We start from the raw sequence: 24,286 nt of genomic DNA, 5'->3' as shown, positions 1-24,286 counted from the left end.
TCAGGCGGTCTTTTTTGTTTTTGGAAATGAAAGTCCGCTTAGGGCGACTTTGTTACGGGAGATTTCTCACACAACGAACGAAGTAACGGCTCGTTTTTGCAAAAGTTGTATCGTCCCCGAAATGTGTGGCTCCGAAGTTTACGGCGCGTGCGGTATCCACCGCCCCTTCCTTCGCCCAAGAAGACCAGTAATAGTCTTCCACGGTATTCGGAAACTTTAATAGAAGCGCGTTCAAACTTCCAGAACCGGTCAAAGCCTTTAACTCTGTAAAACTAGGAACTCTCCAATCCGAACGACCAGCAGTACGATCCGCGGCGCAGGAAGTATAAGCCTCGCTCGTTCCCGTAAAACCGGGAGTTTGTCCCACCAATACCGGAGGCAAAGCGATCGTATTACAATCGTTTAAGTTCAATGAACAATACTGAAGCAAAGTGGCTCCGTATCTTCCGATCACGGTGGAAGTGTTGTTCACACCTTCGCAATCGTATGTTCCGTTCTGACCGATTCTCAAAACCTGTCCTTGAGAACAAATCTTCCACATAAGTCCCGTTACGTTATTCGAAATCGTTCCGGAAGCGGGATCGGCCACATACGGGCTGAAAAAAATCATTCCCGCAAGAAGAACCTTGGAATCTTCGTTGATAAAGCCCAGAGTCGTATCGTCCGGCTTTTCCTCGCAGTTTGCGAAGAGAGAAAGCGCGATACTGAGTATTAGAATATTCTTATATTTTTTCATGATTTCAATTTCCTCAGAAAATGTGGTTAAAGTTCATAAATATCTGTTTGTCTTCTTTGGAAACCGCGTAATCCAACATAAGGATCGTACTTTGGTTCCAAGCGATTCTAAATCCCAAACCTCGGGAATATTTATAATCTTTGAGTCCCACGTTATGCTCATCGTCCCAAACCCGACCGAAATCCATAAACGGAACGAGGTTTAATGCGAAGTGTTGTCCTGCGACCGTAAAATCGAAAAACTTCCAACGAACTTCTACGTTCCCCCATCCCATCGCCTTACCGGCAAAACGATCCTGTTTGTAACCGCGTAAGGTTCTTAAACCCCCGAGACCGGTGATCCCACCTTCCGTGGACCAAAGGTTTCTGTATTCGAAGAACGGAGCGTCCCCGTCGGTCATCCCGAACGCGCCTCGGCCTGCGATTACCAGTTTATCAAATGTTTTCGGAAACGGACTATAGAATACTTTCATCTGTGTGAAATATTTCGAATATTGAAAGTCGGAACCCAATGACTTCGCGACCTTTTCATATGTAGCTTCTAAGAAAACCCCTCGGTTCGGATCCGGCTCCAAGTCTCGGGTATCCAATACCAAACCGAAACGGACGGAGTTTACGTTTCCTCCGTTGGCACCGATGATTCTTCCCGCTTGCGCATCCTCGGTCACTTTCGTCTTTCCTGCAGGAGCCAATCCGGTATTGCTGAACGGAGTTCCGTCCGTCAAAGGATCCGTACTTTTTACGAACTGACCGTCAAACGTCTTTACTATGTTCTGCGAAACACGAAGTCCCGCAACCATCCGAACCAAACCGCCGAAAAAGATATGCTCGCCGCTGAGGTTCGCCTGTGGAGAACGGATATCGTATCGGTTGTACATCCGATCCGTTACGCGAAACGCGTCGTTTGTAGGAAATCCCGAATAATTATTCCCTTGAAATTCAACGGGGTCTCCGGGACCACCGGGTCTTGTGAAATAAATGTTCTGTTCGCGATTGTGATAGGTCGCGTTTCTTACGACTTCTCCGCCGGGCTGGTTTCTTTCCTGATAAGAAAGAGTTTCAAGAGATTTCTCGCCGATCCCGTAATACAACGTGTTCGGGTTTGTATCATAGATCAAATCCCCGCGCAATCTCCACTTCGTGTCGAAGAGATAAGGTGCGTCGAAGCTGACGTCCTGATACTGTCTGTTTTTTGTGGTATTAAAATACTGAGCGAACATCCGAAAACGATAAGGAGCGTATTCAAAAAACGGATCAGACTTTTTTCCGTTGTTGATGAGGAACACCCGCACACCGTAACCCACACCCACGTTTGGGTCGGAGTTCAAAAGAGGAAGCCCTGTCGGGAACCAACCTTCTTTCTTTTTACAGATGTCTTCGGGTCTCAAACGTCTCATTTCGGAGATTTCAAACGGTAGATCCGTTCTTGGCTTTCGATTGCTATAATCGACAAACGCCAACTTGGAACAGTCCTCTTTGTCCTGCGCATACACTGTCCCCGTAGTTAAGGTGAGAGCGAGTAGACAGGTTGCAATACTTACGATTTTTAGAAAATTCTTCATGGATTTCCTGTTTCTATATTTCAGAACAAAACGGAAACGGTTTGGCGGCATACTGTCAATAGGATTTTTCCAAGAATTGGGAAATACGTTAGGAAAACTAGGGTCGAATTCCAGTTATTCATAACAATTGGTATAATAACTTGGAAAGAAGGAACGCCGATTATGACGGAGCGATTTCAATCGGATTTCGATTTGTTTTCCGCTGAAATAAGATGTTTCCAAGGCGAACGCGCGTTTACCGAAAGGAACGCCACGTTTCAAATGATAGATAGAATTTTATCCCGTTCTAAAAAGAACGTTTTCTTAATTTTCGATTGGCTCGTATGAATTCTTTCGGATTGAGATATCCTTTCGGATTTCGATCATATCCCGGACCTGTGGGAAGAAAATAATCATCCCTCAGTTCAAAGTGAAGATGAGGTCCGTAACGTCCGTCTGCGTCTCCTATTCTTCCGATTTTATTTCCTCTGCGGATCTTATCACCCGAAGCTACGTTCATTTTGGAAAGATGCGCGTATAAGGAATTGATCCACTTGCCGCTCGGAAGTCGATGTGTGATGATGATTACGTTTCCCCAACCCGGTCCTTCTTTTCCCGCGAACTTCACGATTCCATGAGAAACCGAATACACCGGATCGCCGTAGTCGTTGCGTCCGGACGCGTTCCAATCTTCGCCGAGATGAAAATTCTTTCCAAAAGGTTGTTTGTCTATATAGCCCTTTGCGTTTGGTTTTCCAACGGGAAAGTCGAATCCGTCGGAAAGATACTCGGGATGTTCAAGGAAGAATTTTTTCGTTTCTTCCAAGTCGAGTTCGTCTTGGGAAGAACTTGTTTCCTCGGCTTGTAATTCCGAAAGAAAGTTTGGATCGAGATCGTTCCAAGTGTTCAATGTCTTTTCGCAATTTGCAAAAAGAAGAATGCAGAATAGAATCGTAACAAAAATTGCGGACTTCCGGTTTAGATTCAAATCCATTCTCACGAACGAACAATCGAAGTTCGATCACTTACCCAGATTCAACTTCAGAATGACGTCGTCTTGAGAAACCATATTCCCTTCTTTCGTCAGAACCTCATCCACAGTTCCTTCGCCCGGGGAAAGAATGTTGTTCTCCATCTTCATCGCTTCCACGATCGCAAGAACGGTTCCCTTTTTGACGGAAGCTCCGGGAGCGACTAAAACTCGAATCACCTTACCCGGCATCGGACTTTTGATCAAACCGCCGCTTCCTTCTTCGAGATGAATCTCTCGGTTGGAAAGAAGGATCTTTGTGTTCCAACCCTTGTAGTGGATAAAGATCTGATTTCCTTTACGGAGAATTCTCCAGTGATTTCCCGGACCCGAAAAAAGTCCGTTGCCTTCGCTCTGAAAATTTCTGGAGATCCGAAAGTCGTAAACGGTTTCGCCTAACGTAATCGATACGGACATATCGCCGGGAGAACTGGTCCTAACTCGAACGGGGATTTCCTCTTCCCTATGTCTAAAACGAAAATTTTCTTCGATCACCAGAAACCTCCCTGTCCAACGGCTTCCCAGATTCCCTGGGATTTTTTCTTTTCGGAAAGAGCCGCGGCCGCAAAGGAGAACGCATCGGCTTGCACTTCCCTCTCGGGCGTAAATGCGATCGTTTGTTCTTCCAGAAAATGCGTGTGTGTCAGTCCTTTCTTAAACTCTTCATGGGAAAGAATTCCGGATAAGTAAAACGTGTTCGTAACCGGTCCGAAGATCACCGTGGAATCGATGGATTCTCGAAGACGGGTCGCACATTCTTCCCTGGTTTTTCCCCAAGAGATCATTTTTGCGATCATAGGATCGTAGTAGACAGTGATCTCGGAGCCGGTTTCGACTCCGGTATCCACTCTTAAAAAATCACGATCCGGAAATTCAATATATTCTAATATACCGGTGGACGGTAAAAAATTATTTTCGGGATCTTCGGCGTAGATACGAGCTTCGATCGCGTGACCGTTCTGCGTAATCGCCTTTCCTCCGGTAAGATCGGAAAGTTTTTTCCCTTCCGCAACGCGAATCTGCCATTCGACTAAGTCTTGTCCGGTGATGTATTCGGTTACCGGATGCTCGACTTGAAGTCTTGTGTTCATTTCGAGAAAGTAAAACTTTCCGTCCTTTCCAAGAATGAATTCCACGGTTCCGGCGCCCACGTATTGGATCGACTGAGCCGCTTTGACCGCGACCTGACAGATTTCATCCCGAAGCGAAGACGGAAGATTCGGAGCCGGAGATTCTTCGATCACCTTTTGGTGTCTTCTTTGAATCGAACATTCCCTTTCGAAAAGGTGCATAACGTTTCCGTGTTTGTCTCCGAAAACCTGCACCTCGATATGACGAGGAGTTTCTATATACTTTTCTACGAATACGGTTCCGTCTCCGAACGCTTTCAACGCTTCTCGTTGTGCGGATTCGAGGGATGAAAGAAACTCGTCGGGTTTATAAACCCGTTTCATTCCTTTTCCGCCTCCTCCCGCGGTCGCCTTGATCATCAGAGGATATCCGATGCGTTCCGCTTCTTTCTGGAGAATGATAGGATCCTGATTTTGTCCGTTGTAACCCGGAACGACCGGAACTCCGGCGGCTTCCATCTTAATCCGAGAATTGATCTTGTCGCCCATCAGTTCCATGGACTCGGGGCTCGGTCCGAGAAAAAGAACATTCTCTTTTTCTAATGCTTTTGCGAACTCGGTTTTTTCGGACAAAAATCCGTAACCCGGATGAACCGCGTCCGCTTTCGTTTTACGGATGGCGTCGAGAATATTAGGAATATTTAAATAAGAAGAACCGGGGCTTGGTTCTCCGACATACACGGACTCGTCCGCGAGTTTTACATGGGGAGAATCCTTGTCCGCGTCCGAATACACGGCCACGGTTTTGATTCCCAGTTTTTTACAAGTGCGGATCACACGAACCGCGATTTCTCCGCGATTCGCAATCAAAAGTTTAGAGATCAAGAGGCTAACACCGATTCCTTTCGCGCTTCGGAAGAAAGACTTGCGTCCAATGCCTTCTTTTCGCGTTCCATCGTTTCGTGGATAAAGTCCTTAAATTCTTCCCAAGTGGAATATTTTGTAGGGTCGTAGGTTCCGATCTGTTTGTAAGCGACCACAAATCCCTTTTCCAAGGTTTGATAACCGGTAAGTCCGGATTTGAGAACTACAACGACCGGAATTTTATTTTCCCAAGCGAGTTTGATCATCCCCTTTTGCATAGGTTGGATCTCTTCGCTGTAAGAATTATGACCTTCCGGATAAACGATAAACGAAGCGTCGCTGAGTCCCTTGATTAGATTTCTTACGGACACCGCGATCGTTGCGGCCTTCGAGGATTCGAAAACCTGCGAACCCATCGCCTTCATCCACCAATACGCGATCAGCGTTTTTTTGATCACTTGATTCGCAAGATAAGGTTTGTTGATCACAAGACAATCGTAAGGAAAGTCGAGTTCGTTTACGTGATTCACAAAGATCATATGACCTTTGGTAGGAATTTGAAATTCTCCGATTCTGAAAAAACGGGTTCCGGACATCCAACGAATCGCGTTTCCCCAAACTGCGGAGCCTTTTAGAAAAGCGGCGTTCTTTCTTTTTTGATTTCCGATCAATGCGAAAAACAAACCCGCAACCAAACTGGGAAATGCAAAACTGAATACGAGCGGGAGCGTGATTAAATACGTTTTGAGAACGAGCTTACGATACGATTTCGGAAAGCGGCCCAATCGACTTTCCATAAATTTCAATGGGTTCATCGGAAGCTATCTTCCAAAGGAATCCGTTTTTAGAAAAGCTAGTTTTCATAAAGAAAAAGCCCGCGAAACGCGGGCTTTTTTTACCGAACAGGATTCAGAAGTTCGATGGAGATTATTTGTTGCTTCCCGGCGCTTTATCGCCGATCAACTGTTTGCGTTTTTCAGGATCCCATTTTAGGAAAAGTCTGTTTTTAACTTCGTCGTCGTAGATTTTTTCCAAAACGTCCACAGCGTCTCTGCGGTATTCTTCCGGAATTCTTCTGTCGAATACGGGGCTGAGTCTATGATCGAGTTCCAAGGTCGGGTTCTGCGTAAAGTCGTAAGTGACTCCTTGCAATACAACCGGCTCGGACGGTCCCGCTTTTCCTTCGTCGTCCTTGATCGCTTCGGTTTTCGCGTCGCTTCTGTAAAGGAAGTAGTTATCGTATGGATACTTCAATTTAAAGATATTGATCGCGTTCGCTCTTGCGTCTCTGCAAAGTTGAATCGCGGCGATGTAATGTTCGATTCTATGTTTTCTATGGCTCGGTTGAAGTTTCTGATGTTTCTCGAGATGTTTTTCGATCTTCAGAGCGTTGTTACGCGCTTCTTTAGCGAGTCCCAGAAATTTATAACCGGTTTCCATATTCTTTTCGATCGCGTATTTATTGGTTACGTAATGGAAATCTCTCGGGTTGTACATTCTTCTTGTGAGAGGAGCTTCGCGATCCGCGGTCATATCCTTTACCACGAATGAATTTTTACTCCACTCGATCGCGATATCTACGAGGTTTCTGTCTTCCGGGTTGTTCGGATTTTTTTTCTCGATCGCGGCTTTTAAAATCTCATCCGATCTTTCCACGTAATACTGGGAAAGTTCTTCGAGAAGCATTTCGGTTCCGAGTTGTGCTTCTAAGAATCTTCTGTATGCGTTTACGTGATTGTTTTCGAAGTAGTATTGAAGTCCTTCTTGATAGAGACGTTTGAGTTCCTTGTATTTTTTAATTCTGTCTCCGTCTTGCTCGGGAGTTCCGCCTTGCTGGTTGTTAGCCGGAGCGGTTCCACCCGTGTTTTGCTGATTCTGTCCGCCCGGAACTTCACCTTTGTAGTTCCGAACAATCGGCTCGATCGCTCGGAGATATACGAGTAGCTCCACCCTTTTTTTATAGGCCTTACTGGAGACCGCTTCCCCGAATACGGAAACGGGAAGAATGGAGATGGCAATTAATATGAGAATCAGTCGTTTCATCGGTTAACCTTTTCCAAAGTTTTTCCGGATTCAAGGCCGGACGCAACAGGAAATTAGTGCTTTTCTTCCTACTCTATCGGTTAGAATGGTGTTCGAATTGACAGCCCGTTCCTGTTTTTTTCGGGTTTTTCACAGATAAGACTATGACAGCCAGCGCTCTTGCACAAGGAAAAAAGATCTCGTTCCGAGCAAAGGAAGATACGGTATGTCCGATCTGCCACGAGGTTCATCAAAAGGAAAACATGTTTCAGGGCGGCGGCCGTCTGATCGCCGGAAAACTGACCATCGAACTCAGAAGACTTTACGAGAAGAATAAGAAGTTCGGTCGTGTGAGTCCCAATGATTATGTCATCAGCGTCTGTCCTCGTTGTCTTTATTCCTCTTTTACCAAGGATTGGTCCACGTTAGACGCGGAGGAAAACGAAAAGATCCGTTCCCAATCCGATACGAGACGTTCCAATTTGGAAAAGATTCTCGGGCCCCTGGATTTTTATCAAGAACGGAATCTGGTTCTCGGAGCGGCTTCTTATCTGCTCACCATAGAATGTTATCAAAATCGAAAAGTCACCGTGGCCCCCACTCCGAAAAAGGCGGTCTGCGCCGTTCGGGGAGCCTGGTATTTCGACGACCTAAACAACGACTTCCCAAGTCTGGGATTCGATAAGGTTCGGGATCTTCTCTATCAAAAAGCCGCGGGTTGGTACACCGACACGATGGAAATTATGCAGAGCGGATCGGAACCGGTGGATCAGGCTTCTTATCTTTTGGGTCCGGACACGGATAAGAACTGGGCCTTTGACGGAGTCATTTATCTTTCCGCATATCTTACGATGAAGTTCAAGGATCAACTCGCGACCGATCCTGCGGCGAAACTCAATCTTTTAGTTCGAGCCAAAAGAACCCTTTCCAGACTTTACGGTTCCGGAAAAGGATCCAAGTCGAAACCTTCCGTAATCATCGACATGGCAAAAGAACTCTACGACGAATACAACAAGCTCATCGAGGAAATGGGAGGGGAAAAATAAACTACGCCCTCCTCGTCGAATACGACGGACTTTGTTTCAACGGTTTTCAAATTCAAACAGATCTTCCCAGCGTTCAGGAGAGTCTCGAAAAGGCCGCGAAAATTCTCCTCAATGAAGAAATCGCCGTCACAGGAGCCGGTCGAACGGACACTGGAGTTCACGCTCGTGGAATGATCGTAAACTTCAAGACCTCGAAGACTGTACAAAATTTCAGCAGATTTCTTTTGAGTATGAATGCGCTCACCGATTCAGGTTTGTCCGTTCTCAGCATCGCCGAAGTGGATGAGAATTTCGATTCTCGTTTTTCGTGTCGTTCGAGAGAATACGAATATCTAATCATCAACACGAAGTATCCCAGACCCACTTGGAAAAATCGGGCCTTCTGGTATCAACATAAGATTGACGTTCCGCGCTTGGAAACCGAACTTGAATTATTAAAAGGAGAACACGATTTTCGCAGTTTGGCGAAGGCCGCTTCCATGATTGGTCGTTCCACGGTTCGGACGATTTTGGATACGGGACTGGAACGAAGCGCCGAATTTGACGGTCTCCTGAAAGTAAGAATCCGAGCGAACGGCTTTCTTCACAATATGATTCGGATTCTTACGGGTACCCTTCTGGAAATCGCAAACGGCAAACGACAAAACACGAACGTGTTGGACATACTTTCTTCAAAAGACAGAACGATCGCGGGTATCACTCTTCCTCCTCACGGACTTTATTTCATCAGAGCCTATTACGATTCCAATTCGGGAATCGATTCCATGTATTCCGATCGGGACTTTCTAAAATAAGATGTTCTCCCGTTTCCGCATTTCCGCAAAACCTTCGATCCTCGTATTGCTTACGATGTTTCCCGGAATTTTATCCGCAACTCCCGTAAAACCGGGAGTTTTCGAACTTTTAGGCGGTTATCAACCGAACCTCGGTAAAAATAAATTCTTTACCGATTTTATCCCAAGACTTTCGACTCAAACAGGAAGTCTTCCATCCAGCGGCGTTGTTTCCAAGGAAGAAGAGGAAGCGGAGGCCGCGGCTGAAGAAGAGGACGAAAAGGCGGAAGGCATTCACGACAATCGAAAGTCGGAGATCGGAGTTTGGCTCGGGGCTTCCAATCCTTGGCCCGGAACCGAAACTCAGAAATATTTGGATACTACCTTGGGTGGTGGATTCTTTTTTAGAATTCCTTGGCCTTGGATTTTTTATCTCGAGATGGGAGCGTATTACGCAAACTATCTTTCCGCGACGGAACGCGCGTTGACTACGATTCCGGTTTATCTCGCGTTGGGTTACAAGATTCCGATCGATCTTCCGATTTCGTTCATTCTTCGCGCGGGCGGCGGCGAAGCGTTCGTAGTCGCAAGACCATCCAACACTTCTCGTTGGGATCCGATGATGCTGATAGGATTGGAAACGAGTTTTGTCGCCGGAAAAAAAATCAGAATCGGGATCAGAATCGATTACAATAAGATTTACGAATCGCAATTGGACGCTCCCGAAGAATCGAAATACTACTATGCGAGTCCTTACAGCGATTCCAGATTGAGCAACCCGAATTACTATCGGGTCGTGGATACGGAATTCTTTCAATTCGGCCTGATGGTGAGCGTGTTTCTATGAAAAGATCGTATTTTCCATTCGTAATTCTACTTTCAAGTTTTCTAATATTCTTTTGCCGGGTCGGAGATTGGCACGGAAGAGGTTCGAGCGATCCGGTTATCAGTACTCTTTTCAACCAAAGAATGCTTCTCATCGTAAAGGGAACCTTTGCGACGGATAACCCGATCGGTTTCGAAGCGTATTCCGGTGGAACCGGACAAATTTATCAGGACAACGCGGGGGACGGTCTGGATCCGATCCCCGATTTAACCGGAATGCCTCTTGCGCAGAATCTTCCGATCTTCATTGACATCGGAGAAATTCGTATGTCCACGAAGTATGAACAGGGTCTTTACAATCTCAGTTTGATCAAAAACGTAAAGGACACAAAAAAATTCTGGGATGAGATCGCTCCGAACCGTCAGGTTTTTTGTACGATTCCTTATACTACGAATTCGAATTCTTGTCGTTTGAACGACGGAGAATTAAAGGCGATTCAATTCTTCAACGGAGAAGGTGTCGTCTATCCTTCGAACGATCCGACTTCGGCAACGGACTGGGGTTCTTTCGGAAACGGTCCCGTTCAATTTTATTATACGGGTTTGTATCTTAGAAACTTGGTTACCGCTTGGGCGACCGAGCCGGGGCTTACGTTTTCCAATCTTACCTTGTTCGACAACTATAGAGTTCCGGGAATCAATATCGTTCCTCGTTTGAGTTATAAACCCGGAGCGGACGCGACTACAAAAACGATCTTCCCTCCTCTTGTGTTCCCAGCGCTTTATACCGCGGATAGCGGAGACGAGGACATGATCGTTTATCCCGGATTCGATCCTTATATTTTGGAAGTGAGAATCAACCTGAAGGAAAACCTAATGGTTCATTCTTACGTTTCCAGTTTGGGCGGGGTAAGAACGTTAGTCGGCGTAAGCGATTGGAAAAGTGACAGCAATCACAACGGAGAATCCGATATGGGCGGCGGTCTTTTGATTCGCTCGAGAATCATCCGCCCCGAAATCGCGTCCAGCTTGACTGTGTTAGGTGGAACCGCTTCGACTACACACTACTACGGAGTTTATCGTTCCGTGGAACTCGATATGAGTAATAAACTTCCTTTGATGGCTTCTCCCGTTCAAGGCGGAGCGACAAAGATGAAATACATTCATCCTGGAGAATACAGACTTCGTTGTTTGGGAGATTTGGCGAGAGTGGACGGTTATCCGGAAACGGTCGTCAGAGAAACCACCTTTACGGTTCCGGATAACGCACCTCGTTCCGAAGTTCAAGTCAATCTAAGTTGTCCTTGAGCGTTTTTGTCGGAATTCCGACAAAAACAAAAACCGCCCCCACCCGAGTTAGGGAGGAGGTGATGACGAGCGATCCATAGAGAGCGAGGCGCTGAGCTCTTGGCTTGTGGGAAAACTTCGACGAATTTTTCTCTAGCAGAAAATTCAACTTTTGTAAAGTAGAATTTTCGCGTTCGGCTTTGTCGGAACTCCGACAAAGTCTTTCTCTTAACTCTTACTTCAGAATCTCTTCCTGACGTCCCATCAGTTTGATTCCGAGTCTCGGACCGATTTCTTGTACGATTCTAGACGCGACGTAGTTTCCCCAACGAGTGGATTTTTCCAAACTGAAACCGTGCGTAAGTCCGTAAAGAACACCCGCCGCAAAACAGTCTCCGGCACCGGTCGTGTCGATCGGTTTTACGGGGAATCCATCCACGTGCGAAATCGTCCCATTCTCCGCAAAGTAAGCGCCGTTTGCCGAATCGGTCATAAATACGAGAGGGGACAAACCGGCGATGAACTTCAACGCTTCGAGCTTATCCTCTTTTTGAGAAAGGGCTTTGGCTTCTTCCGCGTTGCAGAAAACGATATCAAAGTAGTCTTTTGTTAAGCGAACAAAGTCCTCGCGGGAACGGTTCACGCAGAAAGGATCGCTGTAAGTGTAAGCGACTTTGACCCCGTTCTTTTTGGATTCTTCCATCGTCAAAAGGGAAGCTTCTTTGGTTCCCTGTCCGTCCCAGAGATAACCTTCGATGTAGGAAATGCTAGATGCCTTGAGTTTGGAAAGATCCACATCAGATTTTTGTAATGTGATGGAAATTCCCAAGTGCGTGAGCATGGTTCTTTCCGCGTCCGGAGTCGTTAATACGACACAGGTTCCGGTATGGCCTTGATCTTCGGGAGCGACTTCGAAAAGAATCCCCGCGTTTTCCATATCCTGTTTGTAAAATTCTCCGTAAGTATCCTTGGAGACTTTTCCGGTATAAGTTCCGGTTCCGCCGGAATTGGCGAGAGCGATCATCGTATTGGCCGCGCTTCCGCCGGAACGAAGTTCTTGTTTACTTCCTTCAAGCGCGACTAAAACTCCCGCTTGTTTTTCGGAATCGACCAAGGTCATGATTCCCTTATCGAAGCCGAGACGTTTGATGAATACGTCTTCCGTCGGAACTAAAATATCCACGAGTGCGTTGCCGACTCCGAATACGTCGTAGTGTTTCATTGAATTATCCTTTTCTTTTCCATTCGATCAATTCCCAGCCGGTATCCTCTTGGAAGAAAACCCCTTCTCCGCCGACTTCCGTCTTGAGAAGTTCCAAAAATTCTTCCTTTCTTTCGGTGATGACCCCGCTGAATAGGAAATGATCGGTTTTTACGGATGCAATTTTTTGAATATTCGCTTTTAATACTGCGAATGTGATATTGGCGATCAAAAGATCCCATTCTTTTCCTTGAACGTCCGGGTGATCGAAGCCGCCCTCGTCCACGACCAAAACGTTAGACGAAATTTCGTTGTCGTCCCGGTTGAAGGTCGCGGATCGTACGCTGTTCGGATCCACGTCCACCGCGAGGATCAAGGCCGCGTTCGACTTCGCCGCGGCCACGCTCAAAATTCCGGAACCGGTTCCCACGTCGGCGATCCGTTTACCGGAAAGACCGAGGCTTCCCATTCTTCCCAAAACAAGACGAGTGGTCTCGTGATGTCCGGTTCCGAACGCAAGTCCGGGATTGATGAGCAAGGGAAGAATTCCTTCGGGGGTCGTGCTGACAGCAGTATCTTTTTCCCAAGTGGGAATGACCCGATACGAACCGACTACGAACGGTTTATAAAATTCTTTATAGGCCTCTTCGTATTCTTTGGTTTCGATCCATCTCGATTCAAGGAAGAAGGATTCTCCCGCGTTGACCTTGAGAAAAATATGAATTTTAGTTTCGTTTTCTTTGTCGTCTTCGGCGAGATACACTCGGAACTTCGTATCGTCCGAGATGATCTCTTCGTGAGGCGCGCGAGGAACCTCGCGGTCAAACAGAATTTCGTAATATCCCGCGACTCCGACTTCGTCCAAAAACGAAGTGAAGTCTTCCGCGATTTCTTTGGGTAGGTTTAGAATGATTTCTCTGTATCTCAAGTCGTTTCTCGGGTCTCATCCAAGATTTCCGCGTTGATCGGAGTGTCACTTACGATTTCATCCTCTTGAATGAAAGTCCGGAAGTCCCTTACGATCCAAACCCAGATTCCCACGAAGAGAGCCGTTGAAAGCCAACCGCCGAATCTGGATTGAGGTAATACGAAAAAATTGAAAAGTCCGTGTTGAGAAACCGCGAGTAAAAAAGCGAGAAACAAGAACAGAGGTCTATCCCTTGTGTCCTTATGATTGGATTTTACAAAGGCCAACGCAAAACATAGATTGATCAGAAAGTGCGCGTTCGAGGATCGGATCGTTCTTCCCACGAACATCGCGATTCGATCTTCTTCCTTTGCGGAAAAAATATAATTCGCGTTTTCGATTCCCGCAAATCCTAAAGCGACGAATCCGCCGATCAAAACCATTTCTTTTTTGAACTTGTATGTCTTCCAATCAAACGCGAACAAAAGTCCGGCCGTTAAGATTAAAATTCCTTTGCAGAATTCTTCCATCATCCCCGCTTGAATGAACGCGATATGCGCGGTTTGCGTGAGAATATGTCCGCTTCGTTTGGGCGCCGCGAGTTTTACATCCGGCCAAAAGATCGGATGCAATTTTAAAACGATCTCGGTTGAAAGATATCCCAAGAAAAGCGCGAGTAAAATCAGGAAGATTCTTTGCTGGGTATTCTTTCCCGGAAAAAGAAGAATCAAAAAAAATCCCCAAGGAAGAATGGATAAAAATCCGAGGAGCGCGACGTCGAAACTCATAACTCCTCCATATAACGTCCGTCATACATCGTAACGAGCTCTTTCTGAAGAGGTGTGGGCATCGCTTCGGGATCGATACTTCCGTTCCAAAAAAGTTCGGTCACTCGAACGTAACCTTTCGTTCCCGGCGGTGGCATCAAAGGAGAAAGACTTTCTATGAGTTCCAAGGTCATCTGATCCTGTTCGGGATAACCCGAAGCCTCGACAAGATCCACATCCACAACTTCTCCATCGGGTGTAACCGTATAAGCGACCACGGAAGAATAATTGCGGGGCGCCCTTCTCCAATATTCCATAAAGGATTCGGGGCCTCTCATCTTTGCGGAGATGTAATTCGAATACGTGGACGGTAATTTTTTTCCACGAACCTGTTTGACTTCTCCTTTGACTCTTCCTTCTTCCGCGGGTTTATCATCCGGGATCTTATCCCCTTCTTTTTGAGTCGGAGTTTCGGTTCCCGAAACAACTCCCCCGTTCAGACCTTCCACTTCGTTCGGAAGATTGGGATCGATAAAATAGAATTCCAAATTCTCAGGAGTGAAATGTGTACGTTGTCTTTCTTTTTCTTTCTGTTCTTTTTTTCTCTGAAGAGTGACCGGGATGATCAGAATCAAGGAAAGAAGAATCAAGTGTAGTAAAATACTATATGATAAATTACTGATGAATGTGCTTCTCGGTGTGGAATCTTCCGGTTCGGCTCGGAAGGTTCTGTTCAAAAGAAACTTGGAGAGTAGATGAATTCCGGCGATGCTAAAAAGAAAAACCGAAATCGGAACGATACTCGATGTGACCGCGAAGAATTTTTTATCCGCGATTCCCGGTTTGAGTCCCATCGACATGAGAAAACGGATTCCGTCCGCGGGTTCGAGCCAGGAGAAAAACGAGGTCGCCAAAAAAAGCAAAAGAAGGAGATATAAAAACAAAATCGCGAATCCCTTCCAAAGATTCCCGAGGTAGATATGCCCCCATCCCGGAAAAATCCAATCTCTGAGTTTGGAATACTTTTGTTTTCTTTTACCCCATTCTCCCTTAAATCCGGCATAACGCGAAACTCGGGCTTGCTTTTCGAAAAGTTTCCAAGGTCTTCTGAAAAGGAAGAATTGTTTTCCTCTGCTTAAGAGCGTATCCCCCGCGATCAAAACCGAGAAGAAATACAAAAAACTGTCCTCTAAAATTCCGAGCTGTCCGTATTCCAATCGATACGGATCTTGAAAGACGAGTCTCGATGTCAGATAACCCGCAACGAGAAGAACCAGAATTTTGTAATGAATCCTTTCTATCTTTTCTTCGGGCAAGGTCGCGGTGGAACCGGGTCTCGTTTTTAAAAGACGTTTTCTTTCTTTTTTAATGGAGAAGGAATGCCCGACGAGAATCAAAAGCCCGATCGCCACATAAAAGCCGATCAACCATTCTCCCAAATCCATAACAAGTGCGCGGACGAATGCTTCTACGATCGGGAAAAGAATCGCGGATACTTCGAGAGGATAAAGAATGCTCCAGCAAAAAATCTGAAACAAAAGCGAACCGAAAGCGGCGGAACGGATTTCCTTGTCTTTCGGAAAGGCGAAGAGTACGCCGAGGGGAAAAAAGATTCCCAACCCCAAAAAGGGAGAACTCCAGGACAAGAAATTAACGCCGAAGATGACTAGTTTCTTTTTCAGGCAAGGTCTCCTTGGACGTTGCAAAACGGATTTCAATCAACCATTTGACCCGAACAAGGGGCGTAGGCAAACAAGAAATCCTTCGATGCGAAGAATTAAAATACTTTATTCCCGAATCCGGGACAGAATTCTGGACTCATGGAAAAGAAAGAAAGTCTCGATTCCTCTCTGAAGGAAATTGTATCCGTCTGTAAACGCAGAGGGTTTGTCTACCCCGGTTCTGAAATTTACGGAGGGCTCTCCAATACCTTCGACTACGGTCCTTACGGGGTCGAACTTCTCCAAAATCTAAAACAACTCTGGTGGAAATTTTTCGTCCATCTTCGGGAAGACGTGGTGGGTCTGGATTCCTCCATCCTCCTCAACCCGAAAGTCTGGGAAGCGTCCGGTCACGTTTCCAACTTCACCGATCCTTTGATCGATTGCAAAAACTGTAAGACCCGAATCCGCGCGGACAAGTTCCTCGAGGATCAAAAGGGAGAAGGTTTTGCCACGGGTTTAACTCTCGAAAAGATGAACCTGGTCATCAAAGAAAGTAATTTCGCCTGCCCGAACTGCGGTCAACGTGGAACATTCACCGAAGCGCGCGACTTCAATCTCATGTTTAAAACCTCGCACGGTGCGAGCGCGGAAGACGCACTGGATATTTATCTCAGACCGGAAACCGCTCAGGGAATTTTTCTAAATTTCAAAAACGTTGTCTCCACCACGAGAAGAAAGATTCCGTTCGGAATCGCTCAGATCGGAAAATCTTTCCGTAACGAAATCATGGCGCGTCAGTTCGTTTTCCGCACGAGAGAATTCGAACAGATGGAAATGGAATTCTTCTGCGAACCCGGAACCCAGAAAGAATGGTTCTCTCATTGGGTCGACTATTGTATGAAGTGGCTCACGGAACAGGTGGGAATTAAAAAAGAAAACCTTCGAGTCAGAGAACACGAAAAGGAAGAATTGTCTTTTTACAGCGAAGGAACCTCGGACATAGAATTCAAATACAACTTCGGTTGGGGAGAATTGTGGGGCATCGCTTCGAGAACCGATTACGACTTGAATCAACACCAGAAATTTTCCGGTGAAGACCTGAAATACCAAGACCAGGTCAACAATCAAAAATACGTTCCGTTTGTCGTCGAACCCGCGTTAGGTGTAAACCGCCTATTTCTTGCGGTCGTTGCGGATGCGTATGAAGAGGAAAAACTTCCGGACGGTGAAACAAGAACCGTTCTTCGTTTTTCTCCGAAGATCGCTCCCGTAAAGGCGGCCGTGTTCCCTTTGATGAAGAAGGACGGTCTTCCCGAAAAATCGAGAGAGATCTTTGCCGACCTCGCCAAACTCGGAAACATAGAATACGACGACGGCGGTGCGATCGGAAAACGTTATCGCAGACAGGATGAAATCGGAACCCCGTTTTGTATAACAGTAGATTATGATACTCTAAAGGACGATACGGTTACCGTTCGGGAAAGAGACAGCATGAATCAGGAAAGGATTCCGGTAAAACAACTGAGAACCTGGTTGTTCGAAAGACTGTAAGAAGAAACAAGGAAGAATCCGCGTTTGAACGCGCGGGTTTTGTCGAGTCGCGGCGGGATTTGTCGGAGTTCCTACAAATTTTGAAATTATTTTTCTTCTTGTTCAATTTTGATTTTTCTGATATGGAAGATTTGCCGTGATTTTCTTTCCCGCCACCTCTCCACCTCCACCCTACACGGGTGGGGCTCGCCACTTTCACGATAAGACTGTCGGAGCTCCTACAACTTGAACCTCAAACAAACATTCATTGAAACGGCTTCCCGATATTCCTCCGACTCCGATTTGATCGAGACTCATTGGAAGGAAATCGATACCCGTTACTCCGAACCACACCATCATTATCATAATATTTCGCATCTCGAAGCTCTCGCTTCTCTGCTTTTAGAAATAAAAAATTTCACAACCGACCGGGATTGTGTCCTCTTTACCATGTATTACCACGACGTCATTTACGACGTATCCCGGAGCGACAACGAAGAACAAAGCGCAGACCTCGCCGAAAAAAGGCTTCGTGAAATCGGATTTCCGGAAAAACGAATTCTATCCTGCAAATCACAGATTCTTTCGACCAAAGGTCATTCCCAAAGCGAAGATCACGATACGAATTTATTTACAGATGCAGATTTGTCAATTTTGGGACAAAGCTGGAACGTCTATTCGAAATATTATAAAAACATAAGAATGGAATATTCGATTTATTCGGACAAGGATTATTCCCAAGGCCGGAAAAAAGTTCTGAATTACTTTCTCAATTTGGAAAGAATTTACAAAACGAAATTCTTTTTCGAACGTTTCGAAATTTCGGCCAGAGAAAATTTAACCCGAGAATTGAAAGAAATTTAATCGGACATGCAAAAAAACGAATCTGCCTCCGATTCTACTTGCAAAGTAAAATCCATATCGCATCCAAAGAGAATCAACGGATCTAACAATGCAATTCAGTAATATAAATATAAAACGGACCGCGGGATATTGTTTCATTTTTATCTTTGTAGCCATTACGATCTTTCATCTTTTAGTGCTAACGCAGATCATTCCCTACACGATCGTATGGGGCGGTCGTTTAACAAATCTTGAGGAAATGTATGTTTTCGAATCTTTATCGATCGTTTTGAATTCTTTTTTTATCTGGATCGCATTGATGAAAACGGGAAACACAAAAACAATTCTCCCTCAAAAAGCGATCACGGTGATTTTATGGATCATGGCCGCGTTGTTTTCACTCAATACGATCGGAAATATCCTTTCTCAAAACGACTTGGAAAGAATCGTCTTCACACCGGTCACGGCTATATTAGCAATTCTTTGTATGCTTCTCGCAAAAGAATGATTCTTCCTGTAAAAAACCTTCTTCAAAACTTGTAAAAGAGTTTATCCTTTTCGAAATTCCGATTCTACATAGTTTGCATACAAAACTATCAACCTCCTAAAACGTCCCCAAAAATTACTGCGATTGATTCGATTGCAAAAACGAATTGACTCGCAAAAAAAGAGAAAGAAAATTTCAGGATAAGATTCAGACAAAAAAATCGATTCCCGAGAATTCCCTTCTTAACAACCAAAGGAAGATAAAATCAATATGACATTGCACAAAACGAACTCAACGCTTTCTACCGGGGGACCTATAATCGAAAATTCAAAACAAAAATATTCAAAACGGATTTTGAATATTCTATTTTTATTATTTATTTATTCGACATTCCACTTTCAAACACGGCCGATTCTCGCACAAACGCCCGCCGGCGCCGCTCCACTAACCGTACAAATCACCGGGCTTCACAACAATCAAGGTCAAGTTTTGATCAGCGTCTACGATCAAAGCGAAGGGTTCCCTAAAAAACATTCCAAAGCGTTGCGAAGCGAACGAGTCAAAATCAACAATGGCGCTACAACGATCGTATTTTCATTGCCTCCGGGAGAATACGCGGTCGCAGTCGCTCACGATGAAAACACAAATAACGAGCTTGATACGAATTTGGTCGGTATGCCGAAAGAAGGAGTCGGAGTATCGAACAACGTCAAAGGTTTTATGGGGCCGCCAAAATACGACGACGCTAAGTTTAAATTTACCGCAACCGGAAAAACGATCGAGATAAAGATCAACTATCTCTAATGTGTTCGAGCTATCCTTCGATTTTACGAAGTCGCTATTTCATTCTTAAAAATCACCATGATTTTCTTAGGAATCGATCGATTCCTAAGTTTCCTTCCGCTCCCATAACCGATCGAACGGAAAGAAAGATCTTGTTCAAGAACAATCTCCGTCATCCAAATATCCGCAAAAAATTGGATGCAAATCTACGAACTCCGCAGATTTTTACGAAATCGTTCCACAGCAAATTTCAAATCGGACGACTTCCGTTTAAAATAAGAATGCCAAAAGCCAAAACCAATTCGGGACAATTTCAAATCGCCAACCTTCTCCCCGAGCACAGGGAAGCCGCGATCGAACTCATCAATCAATTCTTTCGTATGCTCAATTCTCTCGAGTTGGACGGAGTTTTTAAGATTCGTCCTCGAGCCGGAACGAAGATGATGGACGTTTATCTGAAACTGAGGGGAACCGGAAAGGTTCTTTTGCTCGGCGGTTTTTTGGGAGAAGAACTCGTTTCGATTCTAATCGCAAGAACGGAAGATAAGCCGTATCTGGAAGAACAAAAAACCCTCTTTATCGACCTCGCAGTCACCAAACGAGGAAAACAAAAAGCCGGCTACATGAAACCTCTCGTTCTTGCCTGCGAAACATGGGCGAAAGATCAGGATTTCAAAAGTGTGGAACTCAGAGCGATCGCCGAAAACGAAAACGCGGTTTCCTTTTGGAAGGCGATGGGTTACGACTCCTTCTACGTTCGTTTTCGAAAATTAGTTTAGAATTTTAGAATATTCTTAAATACGATTTGAATCTCACAACAAAACGATGCTGGAATAAAAGATTAGATTGTGAGTTAGAATTCTTCTCCAATCGTCATCCGAGAATGGTTCCACATAACTGATTACGGATCTTACCTGAACGTTCATTTTATGCTTAGGGCTGTAATAAATTCCCACGATCGAGGTTCCGATGAACTTTCCGGCTCCGTAAAGAATGACTTTTTTCGAAGCGCCGCTTTGATCCAATTCCATCCAACCGTCCATTACCTTCGGCGGTCCCTGACCGAAATCGTTCGAATAAGAATCCTTTACCAATTTTTCAAACGAATGGAGTTTCTCCGGAATCAACGCAACCATAATCAACATCGACAAACAAGGATCCTGACCGCCGCAATGACCGTTATAACTGTAAATCTGATATTTATCCTTCACATGAGTGGTCACATTCTTACTGAATGAGGCCGGGATTTTCACCATAAGAATATCGTTTATATTCTCCAGAGTTTTCGGATTTAAACGGACATTGCGAATCGGCGGGTCCTCTTCGGCAAAAACGGATTGAATGATCCTTCTTGCGTTCTCTTCAGGGTCGGCCGCCTGACCTTGGTTTTAGGTTTGATTCTTAGGGACTGAAGTACAATAAAAACTGAATATTACAATAAATAAAAACACCCATCGATTCATCTTAACTTTCTCCTGTTTCATACCTTATTTCGCGAACCCGCCTATCCCCGAATCACGTCCACTTCCACCTTGAGTTTATGTTTGCCGCCGCCGAACAAAATTCCTTTGAGTGGAGATACGTCCGCAAAGTCTCGACCGACCGAGGTGAAAATATATTCTTCGCTTAACATTTTACCGTTTGTAGGATCGTAATCCACCCAACCGATTCCGGGAGAATAAACCGAAAACCAAGCGTGAGACGCGTCCGAACCCTGCAGTTTTTTCTGACCCGGAGGAGGAAAGGTTTCGATATAACCGGAAACGTATCTGCAAGGGATTCCCAGACTTCTCAAAGCCGCGATCGAAAGATGAGTGAAATCCTGACAAACACCCTTCTTGTTTTTTAAAACCTGTGCCGGTGGAGTGTGGATCGTGGTCGCTCCGGATTTAAACTCAAACGTATTAAAGAATTTTAAAGTATAATCGGAGACAGCCTGTAAAAGCGGTTTTTGCGTGTCCAACATTTCCAAAGCGAAATTCTCGAACAATGAACCCGTGCTCACAAAAGCGGAATCGGCAACATATTCCAAGGCTTCCAAATCCTCTTTGGAATGAGAGGATTTCAGAAGAACCGGAATTTCGGAAACCTTGGGAGAATGATTCAAATCTCCATAGTCCACCGGGTGGGTCGTCACCTTACTTTCCGAAACGATCTCCAAGGACTGATGAGAATCTTCCACCGAAAAAGAATAAACCAAATTGCCGAAATAATCTTTTCGATAACCGGAAACGGAAGGACCGGGTAGAACACGCAGTTTAAGATCGCTACAATCCTGATGACGATTCGTTACGGGACACATATGCGCAAGATTGTGACAATGCGAAACCTCTTCCTGATAGCTGTATCGCGTAACGTGTTTCACCGTATATTCAGCCATTGTAATCTCCGAGTTGAATCTGTTCTTCGACATACCGGAAATATCGGGAGCCGATCGATTCCGACAAGGAAGCGATTTGATAGTTGATATCGTTCAACCAACGAACGATGCTCAAGGAAGGATTGACGTATTCGAAAAGTCTTTTTGCGTCTTCTTGGATAAAACGATTTCTTACTTCGGAGACGATTCTTTCCTCCGCGGTCGCCTCTTCCTTTTCGGAATGAGGAAGATAAGAAACGTAATCGCTCATCTTACGAAGTTGATACGCCAAGGACCTAGGGTTCGTTTCGTCGAACAGAAGAATATCCAAAACGGACTCGGCCTCGATTCTATATCTGTATCGTCTTCTATACGTGATCTTAATATCGTTGATGTTCAACAAAACTTCGAACATACTTTTGTTATAGAGAGTGGAAAGATTCAAAACCGAAGTGACGAGGCGAATCGTATAAGACGCACGTTCGATTCTTTTACCCATATTCATAAAATACCAGCCGGTTTCCCGGGACATACTTTCGATTCCCAAACCGGAAAGAGAGGCAAGTCTGGTTATTAGAAGAATCAAATATTCTAATACTTCATCGTAAGACTGAAGTTTTCCCGTGTTTTCGGTTTCGATCGTGGAAAGAATATATCTCATATCCTCCGACAATCGATCCCGAACCGATTTCGAAGACCGTACGAAAGAATTCAGATCCGACTGAATGCTCCCCGCGACATCGTGAGAAAAAACCTGAGCGAACATCTGCTCTTTGGCTCCGCGTAAAGGATCGTCCAGATTGAGTTGTAAAAATCCGGGATACGTCGCGGTCACATGAGTCACCGTTTGAAGAAGAAGTTGAACCTGTTCCTTTTCGTACGATTCTTCCATGTGAATCATCTTCAGGATCACTTCGCGTAACAATCTCGCTTGGTTCTCCGAACGTTCCGCATAACGTCCCATCCAGAACATATTGTCCGCGACCCGACTCGGAATACTCGCGCCCGAACGTTTGATCTGCATTCTTTCCGTTTTACCGGGAAGAAGTGTGAGATCCTTTTTCTCTTCGGAAGCGAGAACCCAAAGGTCTTTCGAAATCGCTCCGGTTTGATTTGTTACGATCAGGTCTTCCACGTTTTCGGTAACTCGAACCAAACCGCCCGGCATCGTCATATAACCGTTTTCGGAAAGTGTGGTAAACGCTCGAAATACCGAACGGCCTTGGATCAAACGACCTCCCGAAAGAACCGGACAAGTGGAACCGTTTACGATTTCCTGAGCCACGTATCTTTCAGGATGAAGAATCGTTTTTTTTCGGATCTCTTCGATTTCGTTCTTCGGCAAGGACGAAAGAAAAACACCCGGTTCCAACGGATCTCGAACCGCTCTTTTAAAAACGAAACGATCGGGCCGATCAAAAACTTCTTTCATGGATTCCGGATTTCCCATCCACAAAGTTCTTACGTTAGGCAAAATCAGATCTTCGGAAAGATAATATCTGCAAAGGGAGGAAAGGAAAGGATGAATCGCACGATTCTCCAGAAAACCGGAGCCGACCGGATTGGCGACCCTTACGTTTCCTTCCCGAATCACATTCAAAATTCCTGGTACACCCAAAAGAGAATCCCCTTTAAGTTCGAGAGGATCCATATAAGAATCGACGACTCTTCGAAAGATCACGTCTACTTGTTGAAGACCTTCCACCGTTTTGATGAATACGAAATTATTTCTCACCGTTAAGTCTTCGGCTTGAGCCAAAGTAAAACCGAGATAACCGGCGAGATATGCGTGTTCGAAGTAAGTTTCGTTTCCCGCGCCCGGCGTTAAAAGAACGATGACCGGTTCACGGTCTTGAATCTTGGATTGGGATTGAAGAGCCTTTCTTAAAGAACGAAAATACAAGGCAACACGATGCACTTGAGAATCTCGATAGATGGAAGGAAAAATTCTCGAAAGAACGATTCGATTCTCCAGCGAATAACCCGAACCGCTCGGAGCTTGAATTCGATCTCCGATTACTACGAAACTTCCGTCTTCTTGTCTCGCAAGATCGGACGCCATAAAACAAAGCTCGTTGATCGTGGAATGACCGAATCCGTTGCACTGTCTTAAAAAATCGAGAGAACTGAAAAGAATTTCGGGAGGAATTTTTTTATCATACAGAAGTTTTCTCGGACCGTAAACGTCCTTAAAGATCGCGTCGAGAAGTTCCGCTCTTTGAATGAGACCGCGTTCCACTTCCTCCCATTCTTTGCTTTCCATCAAAACGGGAAAAAGATCCAAGGACCAAAGCCGCTCCACCGCGCCCGGTTCCTCGTACACGTTGTATGTCACACCGTTTTCCTGAAGGATACGAAGAGAGTCCCTCTTTCTTCGGTTTAATTCCTCTTCGCTTAACGATTCGAGGGAATTGATTAAAAATTCGTATTTGGGCCTGAGTTTACCCTCTCCGTCGTAGAGCTCGTCGTAAACGGACGGAATCGGACTGTATCCTTCCCGCAAGTTCAATCTGGCGTTGGATGGGTTGACCATAAAATTCTGAACCATGATT

The 24,286-nt window shown here is 45.2% G+C and carries 22 protein-coding genes and 1 pseudogene; 9 read left to right on the top strand and 14 right to left on the bottom strand.

Translation table 11 applies throughout. The features are described from left to right. Positions 1–52: 52 nt before the first annotated feature. The 7 genes and pseudogenes from lsa25 to CH367_RS06770 all read right to left on the bottom strand — a co-directional run bounded on the left by lsa25 (position 53) and on the right by CH367_RS06770 (position 7,283). Positions 53–736 (bottom strand): surface adhesin Lsa25, encoded by a 684-nt coding sequence (gene lsa25, locus CH367_RS06800; RefSeq protein ID WP_100761726.1) that lies wholly within the window; start codon positions 734–736, stop codon positions 53–55. Positions 737–749: 13 nt separating this feature from the next. Then, positions 750–2,297, bottom strand: coding sequence for an Omp85 family outer membrane protein (omp85, locus tag CH367_RS06795; RefSeq protein WP_100761725.1), 1,548 nt, complete (start codon positions 2,295–2,297; stop codon positions 750–752). 286 nt (positions 2,298–2,583) lie between these two features. After that, positions 2,584–3,123, bottom strand: a pseudogene (locus CH367_RS06790) (M23 family metallopeptidase); the annotation flags it as partial. 174 nt (positions 3,124–3,297) lie between these two features. Then, positions 3,298–3,801 carry an acyl-CoA carboxylase biotin carboxyl carrier protein subunit gene (locus CH367_RS06785; protein ID WP_100761724.1) on the bottom strand — a complete coding sequence of 168 codons (504 nt, stop codon included), beginning with the start codon at positions 3,799–3,801 and terminating at the stop codon, positions 3,298–3,300. After that, positions 3,798–5,261, bottom strand: coding sequence for an acetyl-CoA carboxylase biotin carboxylase subunit (locus tag CH367_RS06780; RefSeq protein ID WP_100761723.1), 1,464 nt, complete (start codon positions 5,259–5,261; stop codon positions 3,798–3,800). Before CH367_RS06780 ends, CH367_RS06785 begins: the two co-directional genes overlap by 4 nt. Beyond that, the gene (locus tag CH367_RS06775) at positions 5,258–6,055 is read right to left on the bottom strand and encodes a lysophospholipid acyltransferase family protein (RefSeq protein ID WP_100761722.1); all 798 of its coding nucleotides are present in this window, start codon (positions 6,053–6,055) and stop codon (positions 5,258–5,260) included. The genes CH367_RS06780 and CH367_RS06775 overlap by 4 nt, the downstream gene beginning before the upstream one ends. A 112-nt stretch (positions 6,056–6,167) precedes the next feature. Beyond that, complete coding sequence (locus CH367_RS06770; RefSeq protein ID WP_100761721.1) at positions 6,168–7,283, bottom strand: LIC11274 family protein; 1,116 nt, start codon at positions 7,281–7,283, stop codon at positions 6,168–6,170. A gap of 143 nt (positions 7,284–7,426) precedes the next feature. Between CH367_RS06770 and CH367_RS06765 the strand changes: the two genes are divergently transcribed. From CH367_RS06765 to CH367_RS06750, 4 genes are read left to right on the top strand one after another with little or no spacing between them, the layout of a single operon-like run. After that, entirely contained in the window at positions 7,427–8,308 is an 882-nt protein-coding gene (locus tag CH367_RS06765) for a DUF2225 domain-containing protein (protein WP_100761720.1), read from the top strand. Then, positions 8,215–9,102: a tRNA pseudouridine(38-40) synthase TruA gene (truA, locus tag CH367_RS06760; protein WP_341865103.1), complete on the top strand. Its 888-nt coding sequence runs from the start codon at positions 8,215–8,217 to the stop codon at positions 9,100–9,102. Before CH367_RS06765 ends, truA begins: the two co-directional genes overlap by 94 nt. Before the next feature lies 1 nt (position 9,103). After that, positions 9,104–9,928, top strand: coding sequence for a hypothetical protein (locus CH367_RS06755; protein ID WP_100761718.1), 825 nt, complete (start codon positions 9,104–9,106; stop codon positions 9,926–9,928). Further along, positions 9,925–11,214 carry an LIC11270 family surface protein gene (locus CH367_RS06750; RefSeq protein WP_100761717.1) on the top strand — a complete coding sequence of 430 codons (1,290 nt, stop codon included), beginning with the start codon at positions 9,925–9,927 and terminating at the stop codon, positions 11,212–11,214. Before CH367_RS06755 ends, CH367_RS06750 begins: the two co-directional genes overlap by 4 nt. A gap of 214 nt (positions 11,215–11,428) precedes the next feature. Here CH367_RS06750 and CH367_RS06745 read toward each other — a convergent pair whose 3' ends face one another. Genes CH367_RS06745 through CH367_RS06730 form a run of 4 tightly spaced genes read right to left on the bottom strand, consistent with a single transcriptional unit; the run spans position 11,429 to position 15,714 of the window. Beyond that, positions 11,429–12,415 (bottom strand): adenosine kinase, encoded by a 987-nt coding sequence (locus tag CH367_RS06745; protein WP_100761716.1) that lies wholly within the window; start codon positions 12,413–12,415, stop codon positions 11,429–11,431. A gap of 4 nt (positions 12,416–12,419) precedes the next feature. Next, complete coding sequence (locus CH367_RS06740; RefSeq protein WP_100761715.1) at positions 12,420–13,322, bottom strand: 50S ribosomal protein L11 methyltransferase; 903 nt, start codon at positions 13,320–13,322, stop codon at positions 12,420–12,422. Continuing rightward, positions 13,319–14,089, bottom strand: coding sequence for a PrsW family glutamic-type intramembrane protease (locus CH367_RS06735; protein ID WP_100761714.1), 771 nt, complete (start codon positions 14,087–14,089; stop codon positions 13,319–13,321). The genes CH367_RS06740 and CH367_RS06735 overlap by 4 nt, the downstream gene beginning before the upstream one ends. Further along, positions 14,086–15,714, bottom strand: coding sequence for an energy transducer TonB family protein (locus CH367_RS06730; RefSeq protein WP_100761713.1), 1,629 nt, complete (start codon positions 15,712–15,714; stop codon positions 14,086–14,088). Before CH367_RS06730 ends, CH367_RS06735 begins: the two co-directional genes overlap by 4 nt. A gap of 174 nt (positions 15,715–15,888) precedes the next feature. Here CH367_RS06730 and CH367_RS06725 point away from each other — a divergent pair, with 174 nt between their 5' ends. The 5 genes from CH367_RS06725 (at position 15,889) to CH367_RS06705 (ending at position 20,154) form a co-directional block, all read left to right on the top strand. Next, the gene (locus tag CH367_RS06725) at positions 15,889–17,283 is read left to right on the top strand and encodes a glycine--tRNA ligase (protein WP_100761712.1); all 1,395 of its coding nucleotides are present in this window, start codon (positions 15,889–15,891) and stop codon (positions 17,281–17,283) included. A 225-nt stretch (positions 17,284–17,508) separates the two neighbouring features. After that, positions 17,509–18,126: an HD domain-containing protein gene (locus CH367_RS06720; RefSeq protein WP_100761711.1), complete on the top strand. Its 618-nt coding sequence runs from the start codon at positions 17,509–17,511 to the stop codon at positions 18,124–18,126. 88 nt (positions 18,127–18,214) lie between these two features. Beyond that, complete coding sequence (locus CH367_RS06715; protein WP_100761710.1) at positions 18,215–18,613, top strand: hypothetical protein; 399 nt, start codon at positions 18,215–18,217, stop codon at positions 18,611–18,613. A 249-nt stretch (positions 18,614–18,862) separates the two neighbouring features. Continuing rightward, a complete protein-coding gene (locus CH367_RS06710; RefSeq protein ID WP_100761709.1) occupies positions 18,863–19,396 on the top strand; it encodes a DUF2141 domain-containing protein in 534 nt (177 codons plus the stop codon). Positions 19,397–19,656: 260 nt separating this feature from the next. Continuing rightward, complete coding sequence (locus tag CH367_RS06705; RefSeq protein ID WP_100762077.1) at positions 19,657–20,154, top strand: GNAT family N-acetyltransferase; 498 nt, start codon at positions 19,657–19,659, stop codon at positions 20,152–20,154. 33 nt (positions 20,155–20,187) lie between these two features. On the opposite strand, the gene CH367_RS06700 is transcribed toward CH367_RS06705, so the two are convergent. From CH367_RS06700 to CH367_RS06690, 3 genes are all read right to left on the bottom strand, one after another. After that, positions 20,188–20,631: a hypothetical protein gene (locus CH367_RS06700; protein ID WP_244284493.1), complete on the bottom strand. Its 444-nt coding sequence runs from the start codon at positions 20,629–20,631 to the stop codon at positions 20,188–20,190. Between the two features lie 248 nt (positions 20,632–20,879). Further along, positions 20,880–21,755 (bottom strand): transglutaminase family protein, encoded by an 876-nt coding sequence (locus tag CH367_RS06695; RefSeq protein WP_100761708.1) that lies wholly within the window; start codon positions 21,753–21,755, stop codon positions 20,880–20,882. Beyond that, complete coding sequence (locus CH367_RS06690; protein ID WP_244284492.1) at positions 21,748–24,282, bottom strand: circularly permuted type 2 ATP-grasp protein; 2,535 nt, start codon at positions 24,280–24,282, stop codon at positions 21,748–21,750. The genes CH367_RS06695 and CH367_RS06690 overlap by 8 nt, the downstream gene beginning before the upstream one ends. Positions 24,283–24,286: the final 4 nt, after the last annotated feature.

The sequence above is a fragment of the Leptospira barantonii genome, assembly GCF_002811925.1.
GTDB lineage: Bacteria > Spirochaetota > Leptospiria > Leptospirales > Leptospiraceae > Leptospira > Leptospira barantonii.
This window is presented reverse-complemented; position numbering and strand designations above follow the sequence as displayed.